This window comes from Chryseobacterium sp. CH25 (assembly GCF_004119455.1).
Lineage (GTDB): Bacteria > Bacteroidota > Bacteroidia > Flavobacteriales > Weeksellaceae > Chryseobacterium.
In genome coordinates this window covers 80,412-100,692 of sequence record NZ_NRQT01000011.1, presented here as the reverse complement: position 1 = coordinate 100,692, position 20,281 = coordinate 80,412, and the positions used below count along the sequence as shown (strand labels likewise).

19 protein-coding genes are annotated in these 20,281 nt (G+C 31.9%); all 19 read left to right on the top strand.

Features of this window, described 5'->3' with window-relative positions; translation table 11 throughout:
• Nucleotides 1-31 precede the first annotated feature (31 nt).
• The 19 genes from BOQ64_RS20035 (at nucleotide 32) to BOQ64_RS19945 (ending at nucleotide 20,278) form a co-directional block, all read left to right on the top strand.
• Nucleotides 32-937 (top strand): NAD(P)/FAD-dependent oxidoreductase, encoded by a 906-nt coding sequence (locus BOQ64_RS20035; RefSeq protein WP_129054970.1) that lies wholly within the window; start codon nucleotides 32-34, stop codon nucleotides 935-937.
• A gap of 99 nt (nucleotides 938-1,036) precedes the next feature.
• The gene (locus BOQ64_RS20030; protein ID WP_129054972.1) at nucleotides 1,037-1,363 is read left to right on the top strand and encodes an ArsR/SmtB family transcription factor; all 327 of its coding nucleotides are present in this window, start codon (nucleotides 1,037-1,039) and stop codon (nucleotides 1,361-1,363) included.
• A gap of 58 nt (nucleotides 1,364-1,421) precedes the next feature.
• On the top strand, nucleotides 1,422-1,892 hold the full coding sequence (locus tag BOQ64_RS20025) for a DUF6428 family protein (protein WP_129054974.1): 471 nt from the start codon (nucleotides 1,422-1,424) through the stop codon (nucleotides 1,890-1,892).
• Nucleotides 1,893-1,903: 11 nt separating this feature from the next.
• On the top strand, nucleotides 1,904-2,320 hold the full coding sequence (locus tag BOQ64_RS20020; protein ID WP_129054976.1) for an arsenate reductase ArsC: 417 nt from the start codon (nucleotides 1,904-1,906) through the stop codon (nucleotides 2,318-2,320).
• A 119-nt stretch (nucleotides 2,321-2,439) separates the two neighbouring features.
• Entirely contained in the window at nucleotides 2,440-3,705 is a 1,266-nt protein-coding gene (gene glyA, locus BOQ64_RS20015; RefSeq protein WP_129054978.1) for a serine hydroxymethyltransferase, read from the top strand.
• Nucleotides 3,706-3,755: 50 nt separating this feature from the next.
• Nucleotides 3,756-4,220 (top strand): regulatory protein RecX, encoded by a 465-nt coding sequence (locus BOQ64_RS20010; RefSeq protein WP_410494445.1) that lies wholly within the window; start codon nucleotides 3,756-3,758, stop codon nucleotides 4,218-4,220.
• 309 nt (nucleotides 4,221-4,529) lie between these two features.
• A complete protein-coding gene (locus BOQ64_RS20005; protein ID WP_129054982.1) occupies nucleotides 4,530-6,458 on the top strand; it encodes a polysaccharide biosynthesis protein in 1,929 nt (642 codons plus the stop codon).
• Nucleotides 6,459-6,494: 36 nt separating this feature from the next.
• Nucleotides 6,495-7,313: a polysaccharide biosynthesis/export family protein gene (locus BOQ64_RS20000; protein WP_129054984.1), complete on the top strand. Its 819-nt coding sequence runs from the start codon at nucleotides 6,495-6,497 to the stop codon at nucleotides 7,311-7,313.
• Nucleotides 7,314-7,378: 65 nt separating this feature from the next.
• A complete protein-coding gene (locus BOQ64_RS19995) occupies nucleotides 7,379-8,671 on the top strand; it encodes a nucleotide sugar dehydrogenase (protein WP_129054986.1) in 1,293 nt (430 codons plus the stop codon).
• A gap of 64 nt (nucleotides 8,672-8,735) precedes the next feature.
• On the top strand, nucleotides 8,736-11,093 hold the full coding sequence (locus BOQ64_RS19990) for a GumC family protein (protein ID WP_129054988.1): 2,358 nt from the start codon (nucleotides 8,736-8,738) through the stop codon (nucleotides 11,091-11,093).
• A 5-nt stretch (nucleotides 11,094-11,098) separates the two neighbouring features.
• A complete protein-coding gene (locus BOQ64_RS19985; protein WP_129054990.1) occupies nucleotides 11,099-12,088 on the top strand; it encodes a mannose-1-phosphate guanylyltransferase in 990 nt (329 codons plus the stop codon).
• Between the two features lie 32 nt (nucleotides 12,089-12,120).
• Nucleotides 12,121-13,620, top strand: coding sequence for a lipid II flippase MurJ (locus BOQ64_RS19980; protein WP_129059812.1), 1,500 nt, complete (start codon nucleotides 12,121-12,123; stop codon nucleotides 13,618-13,620).
• Between the two features lie 113 nt (nucleotides 13,621-13,733).
• Entirely contained in the window at nucleotides 13,734-14,186 is a 453-nt protein-coding gene (locus tag BOQ64_RS19975; protein WP_129054996.1) for a hypothetical protein, read from the top strand.
• Nucleotides 14,135-14,836 (top strand): glycosyltransferase family 4 protein, encoded by a 702-nt coding sequence (locus BOQ64_RS19970; RefSeq protein WP_129054998.1) that lies wholly within the window; start codon nucleotides 14,135-14,137, stop codon nucleotides 14,834-14,836. Before BOQ64_RS19975 ends, BOQ64_RS19970 begins: the two co-directional genes overlap by 52 nt.
• A 5-nt stretch (nucleotides 14,837-14,841) precedes the next feature.
• On the top strand, nucleotides 14,842-15,720 hold the full coding sequence (locus tag BOQ64_RS19965; RefSeq protein WP_129059810.1) for a glycosyltransferase family 2 protein: 879 nt from the start codon (nucleotides 14,842-14,844) through the stop codon (nucleotides 15,718-15,720).
• On the top strand, nucleotides 15,720-16,856 hold the full coding sequence (locus BOQ64_RS19960) for a glycosyltransferase (RefSeq protein WP_129055000.1): 1,137 nt from the start codon (nucleotides 15,720-15,722) through the stop codon (nucleotides 16,854-16,856). Before BOQ64_RS19965 ends, BOQ64_RS19960 begins: the two co-directional genes overlap by 1 nt.
• 77 nt (nucleotides 16,857-16,933) lie before the next feature.
• Nucleotides 16,934-17,980 carry an EpsG family protein gene (locus tag BOQ64_RS19955; protein WP_164975855.1) on the top strand — a complete coding sequence of 349 codons (1,047 nt, stop codon included), beginning with the start codon at nucleotides 16,934-16,936 and terminating at the stop codon, nucleotides 17,978-17,980.
• A gap of 29 nt (nucleotides 17,981-18,009) precedes the next feature.
• On the top strand, nucleotides 18,010-19,281 hold the full coding sequence (locus BOQ64_RS19950) for a glycosyl hydrolase family 28-related protein (protein WP_129055004.1): 1,272 nt from the start codon (nucleotides 18,010-18,012) through the stop codon (nucleotides 19,279-19,281).
• The gene (locus BOQ64_RS19945; RefSeq protein WP_129055005.1) at nucleotides 19,268-20,278 is read left to right on the top strand and encodes a glycosyltransferase; all 1,011 of its coding nucleotides are present in this window, start codon (nucleotides 19,268-19,270) and stop codon (nucleotides 20,276-20,278) included. Before BOQ64_RS19950 ends, BOQ64_RS19945 begins: the two co-directional genes overlap by 14 nt.
• The last annotated feature ends 3 nt before the right edge of the window (nucleotides 20,279-20,281 follow it).

Here is a 20,281-nt window from a genome sequence, read left to right as displayed (position 1 = left end):
TTTTAACTTTGCAGTATTAATTCATTACTATATGCAAAATAAAAACTTTGATGTAATCATCATCGGGGGAAGTTACTCCGGATTATCTGCTGGTATGTCTCTGGGAAGATCTTTAAGAAATGTCTTAATTATTAATGAAGGAAAACCTTGTAACAGACAGACACCTCATTCTCACAATTTCATTACCCACGATGGAAAAACACCAAAAGAAATTGAAACTCTTGCAAAAGCAGATGTGATACAATACAAAACGGTAGAGTTTTTTGAAGGAAGAGCCGAAAAAATAATTAGAAATGAAGACCATTTTGAGATTGAAGTTTCTTCCGGTGAAAGATTCTATGCAAAGAAAATAATTTTAGCTTCCGGAGTAAAAGACATCATGCCGGATATTCCTGGATTTGCTGAATGTTGGGGAATTTCTGTATTACACTGCCCGTACTGTCACGGATATGAAGTAAGAAATGAAGTGACAGGAATTCTGGCTGATGGAGATATGGCCTTTGAATTCTCAAAACTGATCTTTAATATGACCAAAAAACTTACTTTGTTTACTAACGGAAAAACTGTTCTTAACACAAATCAGATTCAAATATTGAAAGATCATAGCATCAATCTTAATGAAGAAGAAATAGAAAGTATTGAACATGAAAACGGAAAGATTCAGAAAATAAATTTTAAAAATGGAAATGCTGTTGCATTAAAAGCTCTGTACGCTAAAATTCCTTTTGAGCAGAATGTTGAAGTTTCAGAAAGTTTAGGCTGTGAACTTACTGAATATGGATTTATCAAAGTAGACTTTATGCAGAAAACATCTGTTCCAGGAGTTTTTGCATGTGGTGATAATGTAACCATGATGAGGTCTGTAGCCAATGCAGTCGCACAAGGAAACTTAGCTGGTGCAATGGTGAATAAAGAACTCTCTGAAGAAGAGTTTTAGGATAAAAAAATGAATTTCTACACAAAATAAACTATGAAAAAGATCGTAAAAGTTTGATAATTTAATTTATAATCGTAATATTGCGATATAGTTTGAATTATGGGAGCTACAAAAACAGATTTTTTTACAGAAGAACAAAATAGAATTGCCCTTATAGCAAAAGCATTGGGTCATCCGGCAAGAATTGCTATCATTGAATATTTGCTTAAGGTAAACGAATGCATTTGCGGAGATATCGTCAATGAGCTCCCTCTTGCACAGCCTACTGTTTCCCAGCATCTAAAAGAATTAAAGAATGCAGGTCTTATCAAAGGAAATATTGAAGGCAATTCTATATGCTACTGTGTTGATGAAAAAGTTTTTGAAGATTTAATTCATTACTTTTCAAATATCATTTCAACCGTTAAAAATCAAAAATGTTGTTAGACATTTTTTGCAAAAGAATATCGTAATATTGCATTATAACAATTTAAAATATTTAATTATGAAACTATCAGAAATCAAAAACATCTTACCAAAACTGGAAAATGTAGAATTCCAGTTAGAAAACGGCACCTTTGTTCCGGAACATTTTCATGTAACGGAAGTAGGAATGGTTACTAAGAATTTTATTGATTGCGGAGGGGTAATCAGAAAGGAAGAGAAAGTAAATTTTCAGCTATGGAATGCAGATGATTATGAACACCGTCTGAAACCAGGAAAACTTTTACATATCATTCATCTTTCTGAAGAAAAATTAGGAATTGGTGATTTTGAAATTGAAGTAGAGTATCAGGATAACACTATCGGAAAATATGATTTGGAATTTAACGGTGAAAATTTTGTACTGAAAAATAAGCTAACAGCTTGCCTGGCAACAGATGCATGTGGAGTTCCACCTCAGAAACAAAAGATAAGCTTAGGTGAATTAGTGGTGAATCAAAATTCCTGTGCACCAGGATCAGGATGTTGTTAATTGATTGAATAATGAAAAAGAAAATATTGGTACTCTGTACCGGGAACAGTTGCAGAAGCCAAATGGCGGAAGGGTATCTGAAGTACTTTAGTCAGGATAGGGCAGAGGTGTATAGCGCAGGTATTGAAACTCACGGACTTAATCCTGGAGCTGTTAAAACAATGTTGGAAGACAGTATTGATATTTCCGGGCATACTTCAAATGCTGTTGATGAATACAGAGATATAGATTTTGATTATGTAATTACGGTCTGCGATCATGCCAAAGAAAGCTGTCCTTATTTTCCTGCAAAATCAAAAGCATTTCATCATAATTTCCCGGACCCGGCCAAAGCATCCGGAACACAGGAAGAAATCAATCAGGAATTCAGAAGAGTGCGTGATCAGATAAAAAATTACTGCAGACAGTTTGTAGAAGAAAATTTGTAAATAGGCAATACTTTAATGCTTTTATAAAATTTCAGGTCTAAAATCATATTTTTTGATGCCAAAATCTCAACGAAAATTCCGTACATTTGGGGTGAAAAATTTCAAAAACTAAAAGTAAAATGGATATTATTTTCGACCTGATTGAAAAGGAAAGACAAAGACAGGCCCATGGATTAGAGCTTATTGCATCAGAAAACTTTGTTTCTGAAAATGTGATGAAAGCAATGGGAAGTGTACTGACAAATAAATATGCTGAAGGGTATCCCGGAAAAAGATATTACGGCGGATGTGAAGTAGTAGATGAGGTTGAAACATTAGCGATCAACAGAGCAAAAGAGCTTTTCGGAGTAGACTATGTAAACGTACAGCCACATTCCGGATCTCAGGCGAATGCAGCCATTTATCTTGCTGTTTTGAAACCGGGAGATAAGATCATGGGAATGGACCTTTCAATGGGAGGACACCTTACTCACGGTTCTGCTGTAAACTTCTCAGGAATTCAGTATGAAGTAGTTTCTTACGGAGTAGAAAGAGAAACTGGTCTTATTGATTATAACCAGATGAGAGAAGTCGCTTTAAGAGAAAGACCGAAAATGATGATCGCAGGATTCTCAGCTTATTCAAGAGACCTTGATTATGCAAAATACAGAGAAATTGCTGACGAGATCGGAGCAACTCTTTGGGCAGATATCGCTCACCCTGCAGGGTTGGTAGCAAAAGGATTATTAAATTCACCATTTGAACACTGCCACGTTGTAACCACTACAACTCACAAGACTTTAAGAGGTCCAAGAGGAGGAATGATTATGATGGGGAAAGACTTTGAAAATACATACGGACACAAAACTCCAAAAGGAGAAACAAAAATGATGAGCCAGGTATTGGATGGTGCTGTATTCCCAGGAATTCAGGGTGGTCCACTGGAACATGTAATTGCTGGTAAAGCAGTTGCTTTCGGAGAAGCTTTAGACGGTCAGTTCGAAACTTACGCAAAACAGGTTAGATCTAATGCTCAGGCATTGTCAAAAGCAATGATCGACAGAGGATTTGATATCGTGAGTGGAGGTACAGATAACCACTTAATGTTGGTAGACCTTAGAAATAAAGGAGTAAACGGTAAAGAAACAGAAAAGGCATTAGTACTTGCTGATATTACATGTAACAAAAACATGGTTCCTTTCGATGACAAGTCTCCATTTACAACATCTGGTATCAGATTAGGAACAGCTGCTATTACAACAAGAGGACTAAAAGAAAATGATATGGAAACTATTGCAGGATTAATCTCTGAAGTAGTAGACAATATCAAAAATGAAGAAGTTCTTGCGTCTGTAAGAAAGAAAGTGAATGAATTAATGGAAGGAAAAGCATTATTCAAATACTAATAAAGAGTATAATATAGTATAAAGAATGGGCATAAGCTCATTCTTTTTTTATTCATATGGAAAAGAAATCTTTTACCTTTGATGAGATCAAGCAGAAACTGGTGAGCTATTGTGTATATCAGGATCGCTGTCATGCAGAGGTAGAACAGAAAATGAGAGAGTTTTTACTGATTGATGAGGCAAAGGAAGAGATCATCCTTTACCTGATGAAGGAAAACTATCTTAATGAGGAACGGTTTACCAGAAGTTACATCAGAGGGAAATTTTATATCAAACACTGGGGAAGGAATAAGATCAGAATGAATCTTAAACAGAAACAAATTTCTGAAAAATTAATCAGCATGTGTTTTGATGAAATATATGAAGATGATTACATCAAAACCATCACAAGAATCTATGAAGATTACTCTTCTAAACAAAAAGGATTACAAGAATATCAAAAAAAAGCGAAGACCATAAAATATTTGATGAGCAGAGGCTTTGAATATGAAAAAATAAATGATATTTTTGACTAAATATTAATTCTGTTTAAAATCAATATTTTACAAAATCTGACAAAAGAGAAAAGAGTAAATAGATATAAAAAAGAAGCGGATTATTCATAAATATCACCTTTCGCTGAATTTTTATGGTATGATTTTTGTCAATCACTTGCTCTATTGACTGACTGATAATAACTTCAGAAAATAGGGAAACATCAAAATTATTTTTGATTTCAATAACTGAATAGAATTTTATTCTATTTTTGCATGATTGTATCGAAATTATCATTGGTGGATAATTGGATCTTACATTAATTAAAAATATGGACACAAATATAGACAATGTACAATTCTCTTAGAAAAAAAATATTTGGAGGGGATAATATTGTCAATCTCTCAGACGTAAGATATCTTCCCAGATGGATAATATTAGTAATAGATATTATTATTCTGGTTATATCTTTATTTCTTTCTACTTACATTATAGAAAAGATTACTCAGAAAGAGTTTATTTACCACGAAGATAAAAGTATTGTTTTTGCTTTTATTATACTGGTAAACTCATTTTTCATGTATATCTTCAAAACGTATGCAGGAATCATCAGACACTCTACTTTTATTGACTTGTTCAAATTGCTTGTATCGTGCTTCTGTACGATGTTTGTGGTTGGTACAGTGAATGTGGTGTATTTTTGGGTTACAGGAGGGAAATTTATCTTAACTCCTTACCTGATATTATACTTCGTAATTTCATTTATGGGATTATTTCTTTTCAGGTTATATGTTAAAGAGTTTTTTCATATCGTAAGGGAATACAGACGAAGTGCACTGAAAAAAAGAATTCTGGTACTGGGGATTGATGAACAGTCTATTGCTATTGCAAGGGCTATTTTAGATAATCCAAATCTTCCATATCAGGTAGTTGGTTTTCTGACCCAGAGAACTGATTCAAAAAGGGCTTCTTTACTAGGTAAACCAATCTATGCCAAAGAAAAAATCGAAAACAGTACAAAGGATGACCTCGTTATTGATGGAGTCATTATTGTAAAAGAAATGATGGCAAAGGATGAAATGAACTCCTGGGTCAACCTGTTTTTAGAAAAAGACCTTAATGTATTTAAAGCACCTTCCGTTCAAAAATTAAGAGACAGTGATTTAGGTGGATCAATAAGAAATCTTCAAATTGAGGATTTACTTAATAGAAAACCTATCAAACTTGAGAATGAAGAAGTAAAAAGCAGACATCACGGTAAAAGTGTATTGGTCACTGGTGGAGCCGGTTCTATCGGAAGTGAAATTGTCCGTCAGGTAGCTCAGTTTACTCCTTCTTTAATTGTTGTACTTGATCAGGCAGAAACTCCATTATATGATATTGAACTTGAAATGAAGGAAAAGTTTCCTCATATCAGATTCAAATTTGTATTGGCTGATGTTTCTAATATCCATAGGGTAGAGCCTTTATTCCAGATGCATAATTTTTCGATGGTATATCATGCCGCAGCTTACAAGCATGTACCATTAGTAGAAGATAATCCTAATGAAGCGATCCGTGTAAATGTTTTGGGATCAAAAAATATTGCCGTTTTATCCAGTCGTTATAAAGTCAACAGATTTGTAATGATCTCAACTGATAAAGCAGTAAATCCTACTAACGTTATGGGAGCATCCAAAAGAGCTGCCGAGCTGTTTGTTCAATCTCTGCAACATGCAGAAGGGAATACAACAAAATTTATCACAACAAGATTTGGAAATGTTTTAGGTTCAAACGGATCCGTTATTCCTCATTTCAAAAAACAGATTGAAGCAGGCGGACCTGTTACCATTACACACCCTGATATTGTAAGATACTTCATGACTATTCCTGAAGCCTGTGAGCTTGTTCTTCAGGCAGGAACCATGGGCCAGGGAGGTGAAATTTTTGTTTTTGATATGGGTGAACCTGTGAAAATTCTGGATTTAGCAAAAAGAATGATCAAGTTATCAGGTTTTGAACCTAATATTGATATCAAAATTATTTATACAGGATTGAGGCCTGGTGAAAAACTATATGAAGAGCTTCTAAGTGACAATGCTAAAACGCTTCCTACACATAATGACAAAATTATGATTTCCAAAGATCCAACAATGTCATTTTCTGAGATAGAAGAACTTGTTAATCTAATCACGGAAGCCTCTGTAGAAAAGGAAAAAGTAGAAGTCGTTAAAATCCTTAAACTTATCGTTCCTGAATTTATCAGTAACAATTCTATCTACGAGGTTTTGGATAAATAGAAAAAATATAAATGTATATTTGTACAATTTTAAAATATGAAAAGTAAAATATTAGGACTGTTTTCTATACTTTTATTAGTATCATGTAAGGTTAAAGAAAATGCTCAGAATGATTTAAACTATTTGCAGAATATAGAACAAGTGGCTATTGAAGCATCTGCAAAAAATTCAGGTAATACAATACAGGCTGGGGATCAATTGCTTATTTTGGTTACTGCTAAAGATATGGATGTAGTAAAGCCGTTTAATCAGAGTTATTCTTCATCAGATGTGATTCAGAATAATACCAGTGCAGGGGGAAATACACCTAATCATGGAATGACAACACTGTCTGGACCTACCTATGTTGTAGACAATAATGGGAACATAGACTTTCCGGTTATTGGTACACTTAGTACAAAAGATAAAACTCTGATCGATTTTAAAAGTGAATTAATAGAGAAAATAAGCAAATATGTTATTAATCCAACTGTAAGTATAAGACTTGCTAATTTTAAAATTACAATATTAGGTGAGGTGAACAGACAGGGAGATTATATAGTGGCTAACGGACAGGCAACAATTTGGAATGCTCTGGGACTTGCAGGCGATTTAACGATGTATGGAAAAAGAACAGACATATTGGTGGTAAGAACTGAAAACGGAACAGTTACCCACGGCAAAATTAATTTACAGGATGCTAATTTAATTAACTCTCCGTTTTATAATTTAAAACAAGGTGACGCTATTATTGTTCCATCAACTAAAGCAAAAGAAATAACAGCAAGACAGAATCCTAATACAGGACTTTATCTGACAGCTATTTCTATTGGTATTACAGCACTTGCTGTTGTTATGAGCCTATTTAAAAAATAAAAGTTACATAATTAAATTCTTAAGACAATATTGATAATTTAATTATTTGAAAGAATCACAAAAGAATGAAATCATACAATATAGCCATTATCGGACAAGGGTATGTAGGGTTACCTTTGTCTTTGGAGTTTGCTCATCACTATCCGGTTTTGGGCTTTGACATTAATACAGAAAGAATTAATGAACTTAATAGTGGTCATGATGCGACATTAGAAGCAGATATTGATAAACTTAAAAACTGTTTAGGCCGCTATCATGAATCAGAGGGAAATATTGGCTATAGAGGAACAAGTAATATTCAGGAGATTGCGGGATGCAATGTCTTTATTGTAACAGTACCTACACCTATTGATAAATATAATGCTCCAGATCTTAATCCCCTGCTTACTGCATCAAAAATGCTGGGAGAGATTATCAAGAAAGGGGATATTGTTATATTTGAATCTACAGTTTTCCCAGGCTGTACAGAAGAAGAATGTGTTCCGGTTCTGGAAAAACATTCAGGGTTAAAATTCAATGAAGATTTTTTTGTAGGATATTCTCCGGAAAGAATCAATCCTGGAGATAAAATAAATACTTTAACCAGCGTGATGAAAGTCACTTCCGGATCCACTGCTGAAATAGCACAGGAAATTGACGACTTATATAAAAAAATAATCACAGCAGGTACTCATAAAGCTCCCAGTATTAGGGTAGCAGAAGCTTCAAAAGCAATTGAAAATGCACAGAGAGACGTCAATATTTCTTTTGTTAATGAGCTGGCTCTCATTTTTGACAGAATGGGAATTGATACCAATGATGTTCTTGAAGCTGCCGGCACAAAATATAACTTTCTGAAATATAAGCCAGGTCTTGTTGGTGGGCACTGCATTTCTGTAGACCCATATTATCTGGCTCATAAAGCTGAGCAACTTGGGTATCATCCTGATGTTATATTATCAGGACGTAGGGTAAATGATTCCATTTCGAAGTTTATCGCATCAAAAGTGATAAAGCTGCTTATTGCTAAAGGAAATATCATCAAAAACTCTCAGGCCTTGATTTTAGGAGTAACCTTTAAAGAAAATTGCCCTGACGTAAGAAATACAAAAGTTATCGACATCTATAATGAATTAAAAGATTATGGTGTAGACGTAGATATTTATGATCCATGGGCAGATAAAGAAGAGGTAAAACATGAATATGGGGTAACGATTCTTAGTCAGCTTGAGGATAATAAAAAATATGATTCAATTATCATTGCCGTATCTCACAAAGAGTTCCTCACATTAGACTTTGAAAAAATAAAAAAAGAAGATAGTGTTATTTTTGATACTAAAGCTTGTATAGACAGAAGCTTAGTAGATGCAAGGCTCTAATTAAAAAAATAATTAATACTTGTTGTTGGATAACAAAGAAATTTGTAAAATTTAAAACTAGATAATGGATAACCCAGTTATTGAAGGATCAGAAAAAGAAATTAATATTCAAGAGATCATTAAACCCTATTTAAGAAATTGGATATGGTTTATTATTGTTCCTATCATATGCTTAGTGGCAACTTACTTTTACTTAAAGTTTGTTACCCCTATATATAACATTCAGTCATCAGTTCTTATTAAAGATGCTAAAAAAACGCCTGCTGTGGGAGGTGAATTTGGTGTTTTACAGGATCTCTCAGGTTTCGGGGGAATGGGTACGAACAGTATTGACAATGAGATGGAAATTTTCAAGTCAAAAAAGCTCATGTATGAAGTTGTAAAGCAGAATAATTTGCAGACTTCAATATATGCGAAATCTAAATTGAATGACAATGAACTTTATAAAGAGACATCTCCTATAATTATTCAGGTTATTAATGAGAAGGACTACTCTAATAAGATAACTCCTGTTGCTATTAAAATTTCTGGAGAGAATATTGTTTTAACAAGTGATAATTTTCCGGAAATTAAAACGCAGTTTAAGAAAACAATCAGCCTGCCTTACGCTAATTTATTGATTATCAAGAATCCATTATTTAATAAATCTAAGGCCGGAGATATTAGTGATATGCATTTTACCTATTCTACTTTAGAGGGTACTGTTAATTATTTGCAGACAATATTAGGGGTAAACTTGATTAATAAAGAAGCAACGGTTATCAACTTATCATTAAACTATGCAAATATCAATAAAGCTAAGGATATTGTAAATACTTTAGTTACAGTATATAATAATGATGCTATCAATGATAAAAATTCAGAGTCTCAAAAGACTAAAGATTTTATTGATGACAGAATCAATCTTATATCAAAAGAACTTGGACAGGTTGAAAACGAAAAAGAACGTTTCAAAGCTGCCAACCAAATTACAGATTTAAAAACAGAAGCTCAAATAAATCTTGAAACATCAGCTGGAGCCAGAGCCAAACAAATTGAACTAGAATCACAGCTTGAGCTAACCAATGCTTTAATTGATTTTATGGGAAGACAGAGTAATACTCAGGTATTACCTTCCAATGTAGGATTAGAGAATACTTCTGCCTCTGCTAATATATCAGCTTACAACCAGCTTGTTTTAGAGAGAAACAGACTCCTTGAAAACGCTACACCTCAGAACCCTATAATAATTGATCTTAATAAACAGATCTCTTCTATGAGAGGTTCTGTTATGGAAAGCCTGGTAAAAAACAGAACGGGCTTACAATTAGCTAAAAATCAATATCAGGGTGAGCAGAATATCATAAGTTCAAAAATTACTAAAATTCCTGCACAGGAAAAAATGTTCAGAAGCATTGAGAGACAGCAACAGATAAAAGAAAGCTTATACCTGCTTCTATTACAGAAAAGAGAAGAAACTGCAATTTCATTGGCTGTTACAGCAAATAAAGCTAGAATTATAGATTATGCTTATGCATCACCTACCCCTGTGGCTCCTAAGAAAATGCTTTTCCTTGCCGGAGCATTATTATTCGGACTTCTTTTACCTGTTATTATTATCTATCTTAAAGAAATGCTTAATAATAAGATTAAAAGTAAGCATGACTTGGAAAAACTTTCTCATGGTTCTGTATTGGGAGAATTACCAAGTGTTTTAAAAGGAGATTCAGATATTGTACAGGTTAATGACCTTTCGCCAATGGCAGAAGCTTTCCGTATTTTAATTACCAATATGAACTTCCTGTTACCGAAAAAAGAGAAAGGAAAAGTAGTCTTTGTAACATCTTCAGTGAAGGGAGAAGGAAAAACTTTTGTTTCTGTTAATTTAGCTTTGACTTTAGCAACGCCTAATAAGAAAGTGATTATTATCGGATCAGATATTAGAAACCCTCAGCTTCAGCGTTACAATACATCAAGAAGAGGCTTAACCGGTTTAACAGAGTATTTATATTCAGATCAGACAAAATTGGAAGATATCATACATGTTACTTCTTTTAACCCACATTGTGATGTTATCTACTCAGGAATGATTCCGCCAAATCCAACAGATCTACTGAGTAACGGAAGATATGAGAAATTACTGGATAACTTAAGAACCAAGTATGATTATATTATTATAGATACTGCTCCTCTACTATTAGTAACTGATACTTTCTTGTTTGCAGACTTAGCTGATGCTACATTATATGTTACAAGATCAAGGTATACTGAAAAATCTCTTATTGATTTTGCTAACAGTAATATTGACAGCCATAAAATTAAAAATGTAGGATTTGTACTTAATGATGTGGATAAAAACCATTATGGTTATGGAAATAAGTATGGCTATGGCTACTCAGCTACGGAAAAAACCTGGTTGGAAAAAATTAAAGAGAGACTGTAGATTAAATGACTAAAATTATTAATATAATACTTTCTGGAGGGGTTGGAAGCAGACTTTGGCCCTTATCCAGAAAACAGAGACCTAAACAATATCTGAATATTTTTGGTGAGAAATCCCTTTTTCAGTTAACAGCAATTAGAAATATTAGTCTTTGTGACAGCTTAACTGTGATTGGTAATACAGACAATTTTGAATTGTCTTCAGAAGCATTGCAAAAGATTAATATAGAGCAATTCCAGCAAATAGTAGAAGCTTCACCAAGAAATACTGCAGCAGCTATAGCTTTTGCAGCATTTGCAGCTGATAAAGAAGATATTTTACTTATTACTCCATCTGATCATTTAATAGAAGATGAAGAAGAATATAAAAGATGTGTTAATGAAGCAATTCATCTGGCAAAGCAGGACTCCATTGTTACATTTGGATTAGTTCCTACGAAACCGGAAACAGGTTTTGGTTATATTCAGGTAGATGGGAATAATGTATTGGGATTTAGGGAAAAACCTAACCTGGAAACAGCCCAGGAATTTATCCTGAAAGGTAACTTTTTATGGAATTCGGGAATGTTCTGTTTTAAAGCTGGAATTTTTTTAGAAGAACTTAAAAAATATCAACCTGAGGTTTATACAAAGTCTGAGATTGCTTTTAAGGCAAAAATAGGAGATCAATTACCTTTTGAAGAAAGTATGAATATCCCATCTATATCTGTAGACTATGCAGTAATGGAAAAGACAGATCGACTTAAAGTAGTAAAATCAAATTTCAAATGGTCTGATATGGGATCTTTTGATTCTTTGTACAGTTACTTAAAGAAGAATGGTCATCCAACAGATGAACATGGTAATATGGTTATTGGAAGCAATATACATACGGAGTTTTTAGGAATTAAAAAAAGTATTTTGGTGGTTACTGAAGATGCTATTTTGGTAGTGAAAAGAGAAAAATCTCAGGATGTTAAAAAAATCTATGAGAATATTTCGCCTTTTCTACAATAGTTTTTGCTGATTCATTATAATGTACATATAGAATGAGAAAGCAAATCAGTATTTTGTTTTTATTGAAACTGCTCAAGATACCTGTTAATTTAGTGTTGCTGTCTCTTACAGCACGTTACTTTGGAGTAAGTATAGAGAAAGATATTTGGTTACTTGCTTTTGCAACCATTACAACTCTTGATCTTGCTATCTGGGGGCCAATAAATGAAACATTCCGAACAAAATTTGTTTTCCTAAAAGAAAAAGAAAATGATGAGTATGCTATCAGAAAAACACAATCTCTTTTATTTTACTTTATTTGTTTCTCAGTTCTGGGGATAGTACTGATTGTATTATTTAATGCATTTTTTGCTCGGGTTATTGCGCCTGATTACAATGTAGCTCAACTGGAAATTCTTCAGAAGATGCTCATTTACGTAGCACCTGCATTATTATTCAATCAATTAATGCAAATAGGGATAAGTATTTTAAATGCTTATGAGATTTTCTTTGTAGCAGAAATATCAAGTTTTTGTTCAAATATATTGAATATAGCATTGCTGATACTATTTGTTAATCAGTTCGGAATATATGCATTAGTAATATCTTATTATATATCAACACTATTACTGATATTTTTTATTCTGTTTTATTTTTACAGGAAAAAAATACCGCTCTTTAAATATCGCTGGAACTTTAAATTTGATGGATTCAAAATGTTTTTTCTTTTTGCTATTCCATTTTTTCTGCCCTATTTTTTTGGACAAATCAATACATTATTAGAGAAAATATTTGCAGCAGAATTAGGATCGGGCTCAGTTTCTATTTTAGATTTCTCTAACCGTGTTCCAATGTTATTGTACAGTATCGTACTGAGTGTTGTAACCACTGTTGTTGTTCCCACATTATCTAAATATTATATACGTTCTGAAAAGGATAGCTTTAATAGTGAATTTAAAAAAGTATTTCATTTAGGTATATTATTAATAGGATTAATTATTGCTTTTCTAATGGGGGCTGCACCTGCTGTAATTGATTTTCTTTATAATAAGGGAAGTATTGCTCATGAACAGCTTAAAACCATTTCAGAAATGACTGTTTTATATGCCGTAGCATTAATTGGTTTATTCTCTTATATCCTGTTTGGAATGAGTTTACTGGCATCTGAAAAACAGAAAATTTATGCATTAATGGGAATGCTTACACAAATTCTGGTTGTAGCGCTTAATTTCTTTTGTAGACCACTCTTAGGAATTTATACTTTTCCGGTATCAATTGCGGTTGCCCATGTTTTTTTCGCATTCCTGATGAGCAAAAGTTATCCATTCAAAAAAGAACTGAAGCTGGGGCTGTTGAAATATATCGTATTCACAATTGTACTCTGCCTGATCATGTATTGTGCAGGAAAGTATATTATTATTAATAATTCACTTCTAAAGATGATCTGCATGGGAGCTTTATTATGTGTTTCAGCATTTGGATTAAGTGTAGTGTTAAAAATGGAAGAGCGGGAAATAGCCATCAATGCAATCAGAAGCAGAATAAAAAAATAAATAGTAAATCATTAAAAGAATTCAGCTGCTTTATATTTACTGTAAGGATTTTAAGTAACTGGAACAATGAATGAACGAGAAATGTTATTTCAATAATTCAAAAAAAGAATAGTATGGGGAAAAAGAAATTTCATTGTATATTTCCTATAGGACAAAATGTACACTTGATAAAAGATGTTGGGATGATCCCTTATATGTTACAAAAAGAAGGTTATTATGAGTCTTATATCTCATTCTATGAAAAAGCTGAAAATTTGCCTTATTTAAAAAATGAGGTAAAAGGTTTAAATTATAAATCAATTAAGAAAATTTTTAAAAGGGAGGATTTAAATATTTTTTGCTATTTGTTTTCCAATTTTAGGAGCATGGACTATGTAATGATGTTTCATCCTTCTTTTATGAAGATTTTTATTAGTTTTCTATTTAAAATATTATCTTTTAATAGGCTGAAATTTTATTTTAAAATGGATTTGGATGATTCCATTTTTGAAAGTAATATTACTAGAAAACATTTATTAATAATTTTAAGAAAAAACTTTATAATTATACAGCGTTATTTACTGTAGAAACAAAAAAAATCAATGATTTTTTAAATAAAGAATCATACTATAATACAAAGTATTTAACTAATGGCTTTGTAAATACTGGATCATCTGTACCCCCTGTTGAAAAGCAAAATATTATATTGACTGTGGGTAGGATAGGGACTTATCAAAAAAATACTGAAGTTTTATTGGATGCTATTAAAAATATAAACCTTTTAGACTGGAAAGTAATAATAATAGGTCCTATAGAGGAAAGTTTTATACCAGTAGTTGATGACTTTTTTTTAAACGCTCCAAATTTAAAAGAAAAAGTAGAATTTACAGGCAATATTTCCAGCAGGGAACTTTTAGATACGTATTATGCTAAATCAAAAGTTTTTGTTTTAACATCAAGATATGAAAGCTTTGGCTTGGTATTGGTTGAAGCACTCGCACACGGAAACTTTTTAGTATCCAGCGATTTATTGCCAGCACAGGAAATTTCAGGATTTGGTAAATTTGGTGAATTATTTCCTGTAGGTGATTCTCAAAAATTAGCCTCTATTCTTCAGAGTATTATAGACGAGAAGATGCCATTACCTTCTAAAGAAAACATTATTGCGTATGCAGATGAAAACTATGATTGGAGTGTTTTGGTAAAACGATTATATGAACTATTAGAATCAAAATAAATCAAATGCAGAATTTAGATTGTTCTATTATTATTGTAAATTACAATACTTGTAAACTAACACTTGAGTGTGTAGAGAGTATTCAGAAATTTTCAACAGGGTTTACCTATGAGATCATAGTAGTAGATAATGCTTCTAGTGATGAATCTTCAGTAATTCTTCCGAAAACAGAAAATATCAGGTTTATTCAGTCCGGACATAATCTGGGTTTTGGCTTTGCCAATAATCTGGGAGCTAAATCTGCAAAAGGAAAATTTCTTTTTTTACTGAATTCTGATACCATTTTACTGGAAAACTCTATCAAAAAAATGTTGGATTTCTATGTTGCCAATCAAAATATATTGAATATTGGAGCATTGGGATGTATTTTAACTGATGAGGATGGGAATTTTATAAATAGTGGTGGTTTTTTTCCGAAAGCAAAAAATTATATCAATACCTATTTTGGGAAAAATTTAAAAGAATTTGAAATTTCAACAAAAAACGAGTTTCAGGAAATTGATTTTGTGACAGGAGCAGATCTAATGATTTTAAGACAGATTTATGAAGAAGTTGGTGGATTTGACGAAAACTTTTTTCTATATTATGAAGAAACAGATTTACAGAAAAGATTAGTAAATCTGGGATATAAAAATTATATTGTAACAACCACAAAAATTATTCATTTGGAAGGTGGTAGTGATTTAGGGGCAACGGTTTCTAATTTCAAGAGAACTGTAATACACCAAAGCAGAAACCGATACTTAAAAAAACACGACAGAGAAAATTACTATAAGTATATTTTCTTAGATTTTTTTGCAACATTTGGAAGACTGGCGAATAAGCAATATACAACCAAAGAAAAATTTGCTTTCCTAAAAGCAAATTTTAAATCTTATTTTTAATGAAAAAAAGCACTGTTTTTATTGATTCAAATTCAATTGGAAATTTTCATGAAGTTTTCAATGCTGCTTTTTTTAAAATTTTAGAAGCAAGATTTGAAAAAATTATATATTTATCTTCAGAGTCCAGTTATGAAAATTTAAAAAAGATTCTGGTAAGCAATAATATCAGCTACAATTCCGGTAAAGTTGAATTTAAAAAGATTAAGGTGCTGGAAGGAAAGAAATCACATCACATTTTTTTACGAAAAATTTATGCGAGTTTTTTACTGTTCTTTCTATTGTTAAAATACAGAAATCAAGATATTGTCCTAGCAAACTTAAATGAATTTGGGACTTTGTACTTCAACCTTCTTTCCAATCTTTTTAAGATCAATCTTACAATAGTAGCCCATGGTGAATTGGAGTACTTAATTCAGAATGTACCTAAAAATAAACCGATCTTTGTGTATAAGAAACTTCTTCAAAGGTTTTTTAACAGTAAGATCTCAGATAATATTAAGATTATTGCACTAGGAAAATCAATTCGTGAAAAACTTATTGAATTATATCCTAAAAATAGTGCAACCTTTGTGAGTATGGAGCATCCATACTTTTTTAAAGATGTAGCTGTTGAAAAACAGTCTTCATTACCAGTGAAAATGGGAATTGTAGGAGCTGTAGGAGAAAATAAAGGGATGCTTAAATTTATTAAGCTTTCCGAAAGTCTGAAAGATCTTATTATGGAGAAAAAGTTGGAATTATTTGTGATAGGCAGACATGGTTATCATACAGAAGACTTTCCATTAATTAATTTTATAGCAAAAGCAGACACCATAATACCCACAAATGAATATAATGAAGCAATTAAAGGACTGAATGCAATACTGTTTTTTTATGATCAAAACCAGTATCAGTTAACTGCCAGTGGAGCAATTTTTGATGCAATCAATCACGAAAAACCGGTAATTGCCATTAAAAATAATTACTTCAATCATATTTGTTCATATGGAGAAATAGGATATTTATGTGAAGATACCGATGAAATGGAAAGTATTATCAGAAAGGTTGTCAAGCATGAAATCAGTTTAGAAACGATAAAAGATTTCAAAGAATTAAAAAGCATTTTTAATTGGAAAAATATTAATTATCCAATTTAGGATGTTTAGAAAATGAATGTCATACTATGTATTTATATATAATTTTTGGATTAATTAGTTTGCTGTCCTTTTCCGAAATGAATTTTGGGAAAAAGTTTGGGAAAATAGCTGTTATTCCTATTATTTCAGTGTTTTATCTGCTGTCATTTTTAAGATGGGAAAGAGGTACAGACTGGGCTGCATATAAATTTATCTTCGAAAATCTTGCAAGTAACGAATATTTACAAATGATGTATGAGTTTTTGTTTATAAGACTTAATACAATTATTTACTCTGCTACAGGAGATTATTCTGTGCTATTATTTTTTGAAGCTTCAATTATATTTTCTTGCTTTTTTTATGTCATAAGAAAATATTCTGAAGCACCAGTACTTTCAGTTTTGGTTTGGTTTAGTGTATCGCTTGCCAGTATATTTTTTGTAAGACAGGCAATTGCCGTTTCAATTTGTGTTTTGGCCTTACATTTTATCATTCAAAGGAAAGTATATCTGTTTTTATTGACGGTATTTATTGCGATGCTTTTTCATAAATCTGCATTAATATTTTTCCCTGCTTATTGGATATATAACCTTAATCTTTCAAGAAAGCAAATCATAATTGTATTAGTTGGTAGTTTTGCTTTAACGTCTGTTGCCGGTTCATTGCTTACTGCTATAGGAAGTAGTGGTTTAGGATCAGTATCTGAAAGAAGTGCTGTCTATATGGAAGCAGGAACGGACGAAGCGTTTGGATCTGGTTATTCACCTATGGAGACCATGATCAGAGGAGTTTCCTACAGGCTTTTCCTGATTTTAATTTTCATCGTTTTTCTATTTAAAAATTATGAGAATGCACAATTCAGAGGAATATTTAATCTGTATCTGATGAGTGTGGTACTGTTTATTCTATTTGTACCTATTTCTGTAGCTTTAATTCGTTTTTCAGGATATTATGAGATATTTCAAATATTCCTGTACCCGATATTAATTTTACAGACCAAAAATAAAATAGTCAAAAACTTAGTATTACTGTTGTTGATTGTCTATTTAGCCTTCAAATTTTATGGCGTTATTTTCGCATACAAAGATTTGTACATTCCTTATAAATCTATTTTTAATAAAGAATTACCAGTTGAAGTTGGATAATATAAATTGAATTCATAATTATTTAGTTTATGAAAAATATAAGTTTAATCATTTTACTTTTTAATATTACATTTTGTTTCTCTCAGGATGTTAAGTATGTATCTATTAGTGAAGCTGTACAAAACAGTAAGAATATTAATACAACGGACAAAGTCTTTCTTCTTGATCAGAATGTAAATGAAGTGTTTACTTTTGATAAATATGAAAATCAACTGCCTAAAAACTATAAAGCAGACCAGGTTATTTTTATCAATATAAAAGGACAGTTATATAAAAGAAACTTCTCTGGGAATGTGAATGCAAAATGGTTTGGAAGCAAGGGAGATGGTAAAAATGATGATGTTACAGGTATTCAGAAAGCAATAGATTATCTTGCCGCTTTTGAAGGCGGAACCTTATTTATTCCCAAAGGAATCTATAAGACAAGTAAAGCAATTGAAGTAAGAGATCCTTTTATCAGTATTACCGGAGAAGGAATTAATGCAACAGTTATCAACTGTTTAGCCGATGGAATCAGACTGTCACCTTATAAAGATGTTTCAAGTGCTAAAGTAAGTGAATTAAGTATCAAAGGAACCAATAAAACAGCTACAGCAGGTCTTATACTTAATAATTCAAATTTTTATTTTCTTGAAAAACTGAGAATTTCAAATTTTGATATTGGAATTAAAGGAGCTACAGCTGTGAATAATAAAATACGCGATTTTTATATTGGTGCATGTAGAAAAGGAATTGTTTTTGAAAATGGAAGTTATTTTACTTCAATTACAGATGGAATCATTACAAATTGCTCAGAAATAGGAATAGAAGAAAAGGGCTCAAGACTGATGATTCAGAGAGTGGATATTGAGCAGATTGGTACGCCAAGAAATAAAGGATATGCAGAAGGCGGAATTGCCATTTTATGTGGGGCATCCACAGAAGTAAGGGATTGTCATATCGAAACAACTGAAATAGGATTTGGTTTAAATAGTTCTGGTAATGTTATCATAGACAATTGTTATCTTGGCTCAGGAAAATATGGTGTAAAACAAATTAATAATGATGTTATTAATGGAAATTACTCCTTCAATAATATGCGATTTGTTAATTTTGAAACAGATTTCTATATTCCCAAGACATCCATCTACAATATTTCTGAAGGATGTATGGCATATACAATTCAGGGGAACCAGAAAAGTCTTAAAATAGTTGCTGCCAAAGAGCTGGGTATTTTTAAAAAATTAAAATACAATGCAGCCAGGAATTATGAGATAGAATCTAATGTAAACACAATTTTGAATAATAATGTTATTAATTGATGCTTTGTATATTAACAATGGTGGCGGAAAAGTTCTTCTTGATTATCTGGTTCAGAAGTTAGCAGATCATCAATTGGACGTTTTTTATCTGTTTGATGAAAGATGTTCAAATGATTTTGACTACATTCCATCTGACCGTAAGCTGTATTTGAAAGCCTCATTATCTAACAGGCATACATTTTATAAGAACAATTTTCAAAAATTTACTAAAGTATTCTGTTTTGGAAATTTACCGCCAACGATTCGGTTAAATATACCGGTTTATACCTATCTTCAACAGAAATTATATCTTAATGTTCCTAAAGAATTTGGGATCTCTCAAAAACTATTGCTTAAAATAAAATCCCTGATTTTTTCTAAGCTTTTGAAAAATACAAATTTTCTTATGGTACAGAGTAACCTGATGAAAGATGGTTTTTTAAAAAAATATAAATTTAATTCAGATAATGTTTTGGTTTTACCATTTTATCCGAATGAAGATTTAAAAAATGAAGAGCAGAATAGGGAGCCGGACTCATATATTTATGTAAGTGCAGGAGCTCCACATAAAAATCATATCCGGTTATTAAATGCTTTTTGTAAATTTTATGATGAAACAAAAAGAGGAAAATTATATATAACAGTAGAATCTGAAATATTTACCTCTCTGGGAGAGTTAATTCAGGAGAAAATAAACCAGGGATATCCTATTGTTAACCTGGGATTTATTAAAAGAGAACAGTTAATAAAACAGTATAATAAAACCGAATATTTAATTTTTCCGTCCGTAGACGAAAGTTTTGGACTGGGAATTGTTGAAGCAATAGAATGTGGCTGTAAAGTGATAGGTGCAAATTTACCTTATATGTTCCAGGTGTGTGAGCCTAGTATTACTTTTGATCCTTTGGATGAAGAAAGTATATATCTCGCATTGGTAGAAAGTATAAAAAATGATGTACATTCAACACAGCAAACTATTAAAAACGGAATAAATCAATTGATCAAATTATTAAATTAAGCA

Coding starts and splice junctions, on each gene's coding strand:
- BOQ64_RS19995 (WP_129054986.1), top strand. CDS start 7,379: ATGAAATCATACAATATAGCCATTATCGGACAAGGGTATGTAGGGTTA.
- BOQ64_RS19965 (WP_129059810.1), top strand. CDS start 14,842: ATGCAGAATTTAGATTGTTCTATTATTATTGTAAATTACAATACTTGT.
- BOQ64_RS19950 (WP_129055004.1), top strand. CDS start 18,010: ATGAAAAATATAAGTTTAATCATTTTACTTTTTAATATTACATTTTGT.
- BOQ64_RS20005 (WP_129054982.1), top strand. CDS start 4,530: ATGTACAATTCTCTTAGAAAAAAAATATTTGGAGGGGATAATATTGTC.
- glyA (WP_129054978.1), top strand. CDS start 2,440: ATGGATATTATTTTCGACCTGATTGAAAAGGAAAGACAAAGACAGGCC.
- BOQ64_RS19980 (WP_129059812.1), top strand. CDS start 12,121: ATGAGAAAGCAAATCAGTATTTTGTTTTTATTGAAACTGCTCAAGATA.
- BOQ64_RS19945 (WP_129055005.1), top strand. CDS start 19,268: ATGTTATTAATTGATGCTTTGTATATTAACAATGGTGGCGGAAAAGTT.
- BOQ64_RS19985 (WP_129054990.1), top strand. CDS start 11,099: ATGACTAAAATTATTAATATAATACTTTCTGGAGGGGTTGGAAGCAGA.
- BOQ64_RS20030 (WP_129054972.1), top strand. CDS start 1,037: ATGGGAGCTACAAAAACAGATTTTTTTACAGAAGAACAAAATAGAATT.
- BOQ64_RS20020 (WP_129054976.1), top strand. CDS start 1,904: ATGAAAAAGAAAATATTGGTACTCTGTACCGGGAACAGTTGCAGAAGC.
- BOQ64_RS20000 (WP_129054984.1), top strand. CDS start 6,495: ATGAAAAGTAAAATATTAGGACTGTTTTCTATACTTTTATTAGTATCA.
- BOQ64_RS20035 (WP_129054970.1), top strand. CDS start 32: ATGCAAAATAAAAACTTTGATGTAATCATCATCGGGGGAAGTTACTCC.
- BOQ64_RS19975 (WP_129054996.1), top strand. CDS start 13,734: ATGGGGAAAAAGAAATTTCATTGTATATTTCCTATAGGACAAAATGTA.
- BOQ64_RS19960 (WP_129055000.1), top strand. CDS start 15,720: ATGAAAAAAAGCACTGTTTTTATTGATTCAAATTCAATTGGAAATTTT.
- BOQ64_RS20025 (WP_129054974.1), top strand. CDS start 1,422: ATGAAACTATCAGAAATCAAAAACATCTTACCAAAACTGGAAAATGTA.
- BOQ64_RS19955 (WP_164975855.1), top strand. CDS start 16,934: ATGAATTTTGGGAAAAAGTTTGGGAAAATAGCTGTTATTCCTATTATT.
- BOQ64_RS19990 (WP_129054988.1), top strand. CDS start 8,736: ATGGATAACCCAGTTATTGAAGGATCAGAAAAAGAAATTAATATTCAA.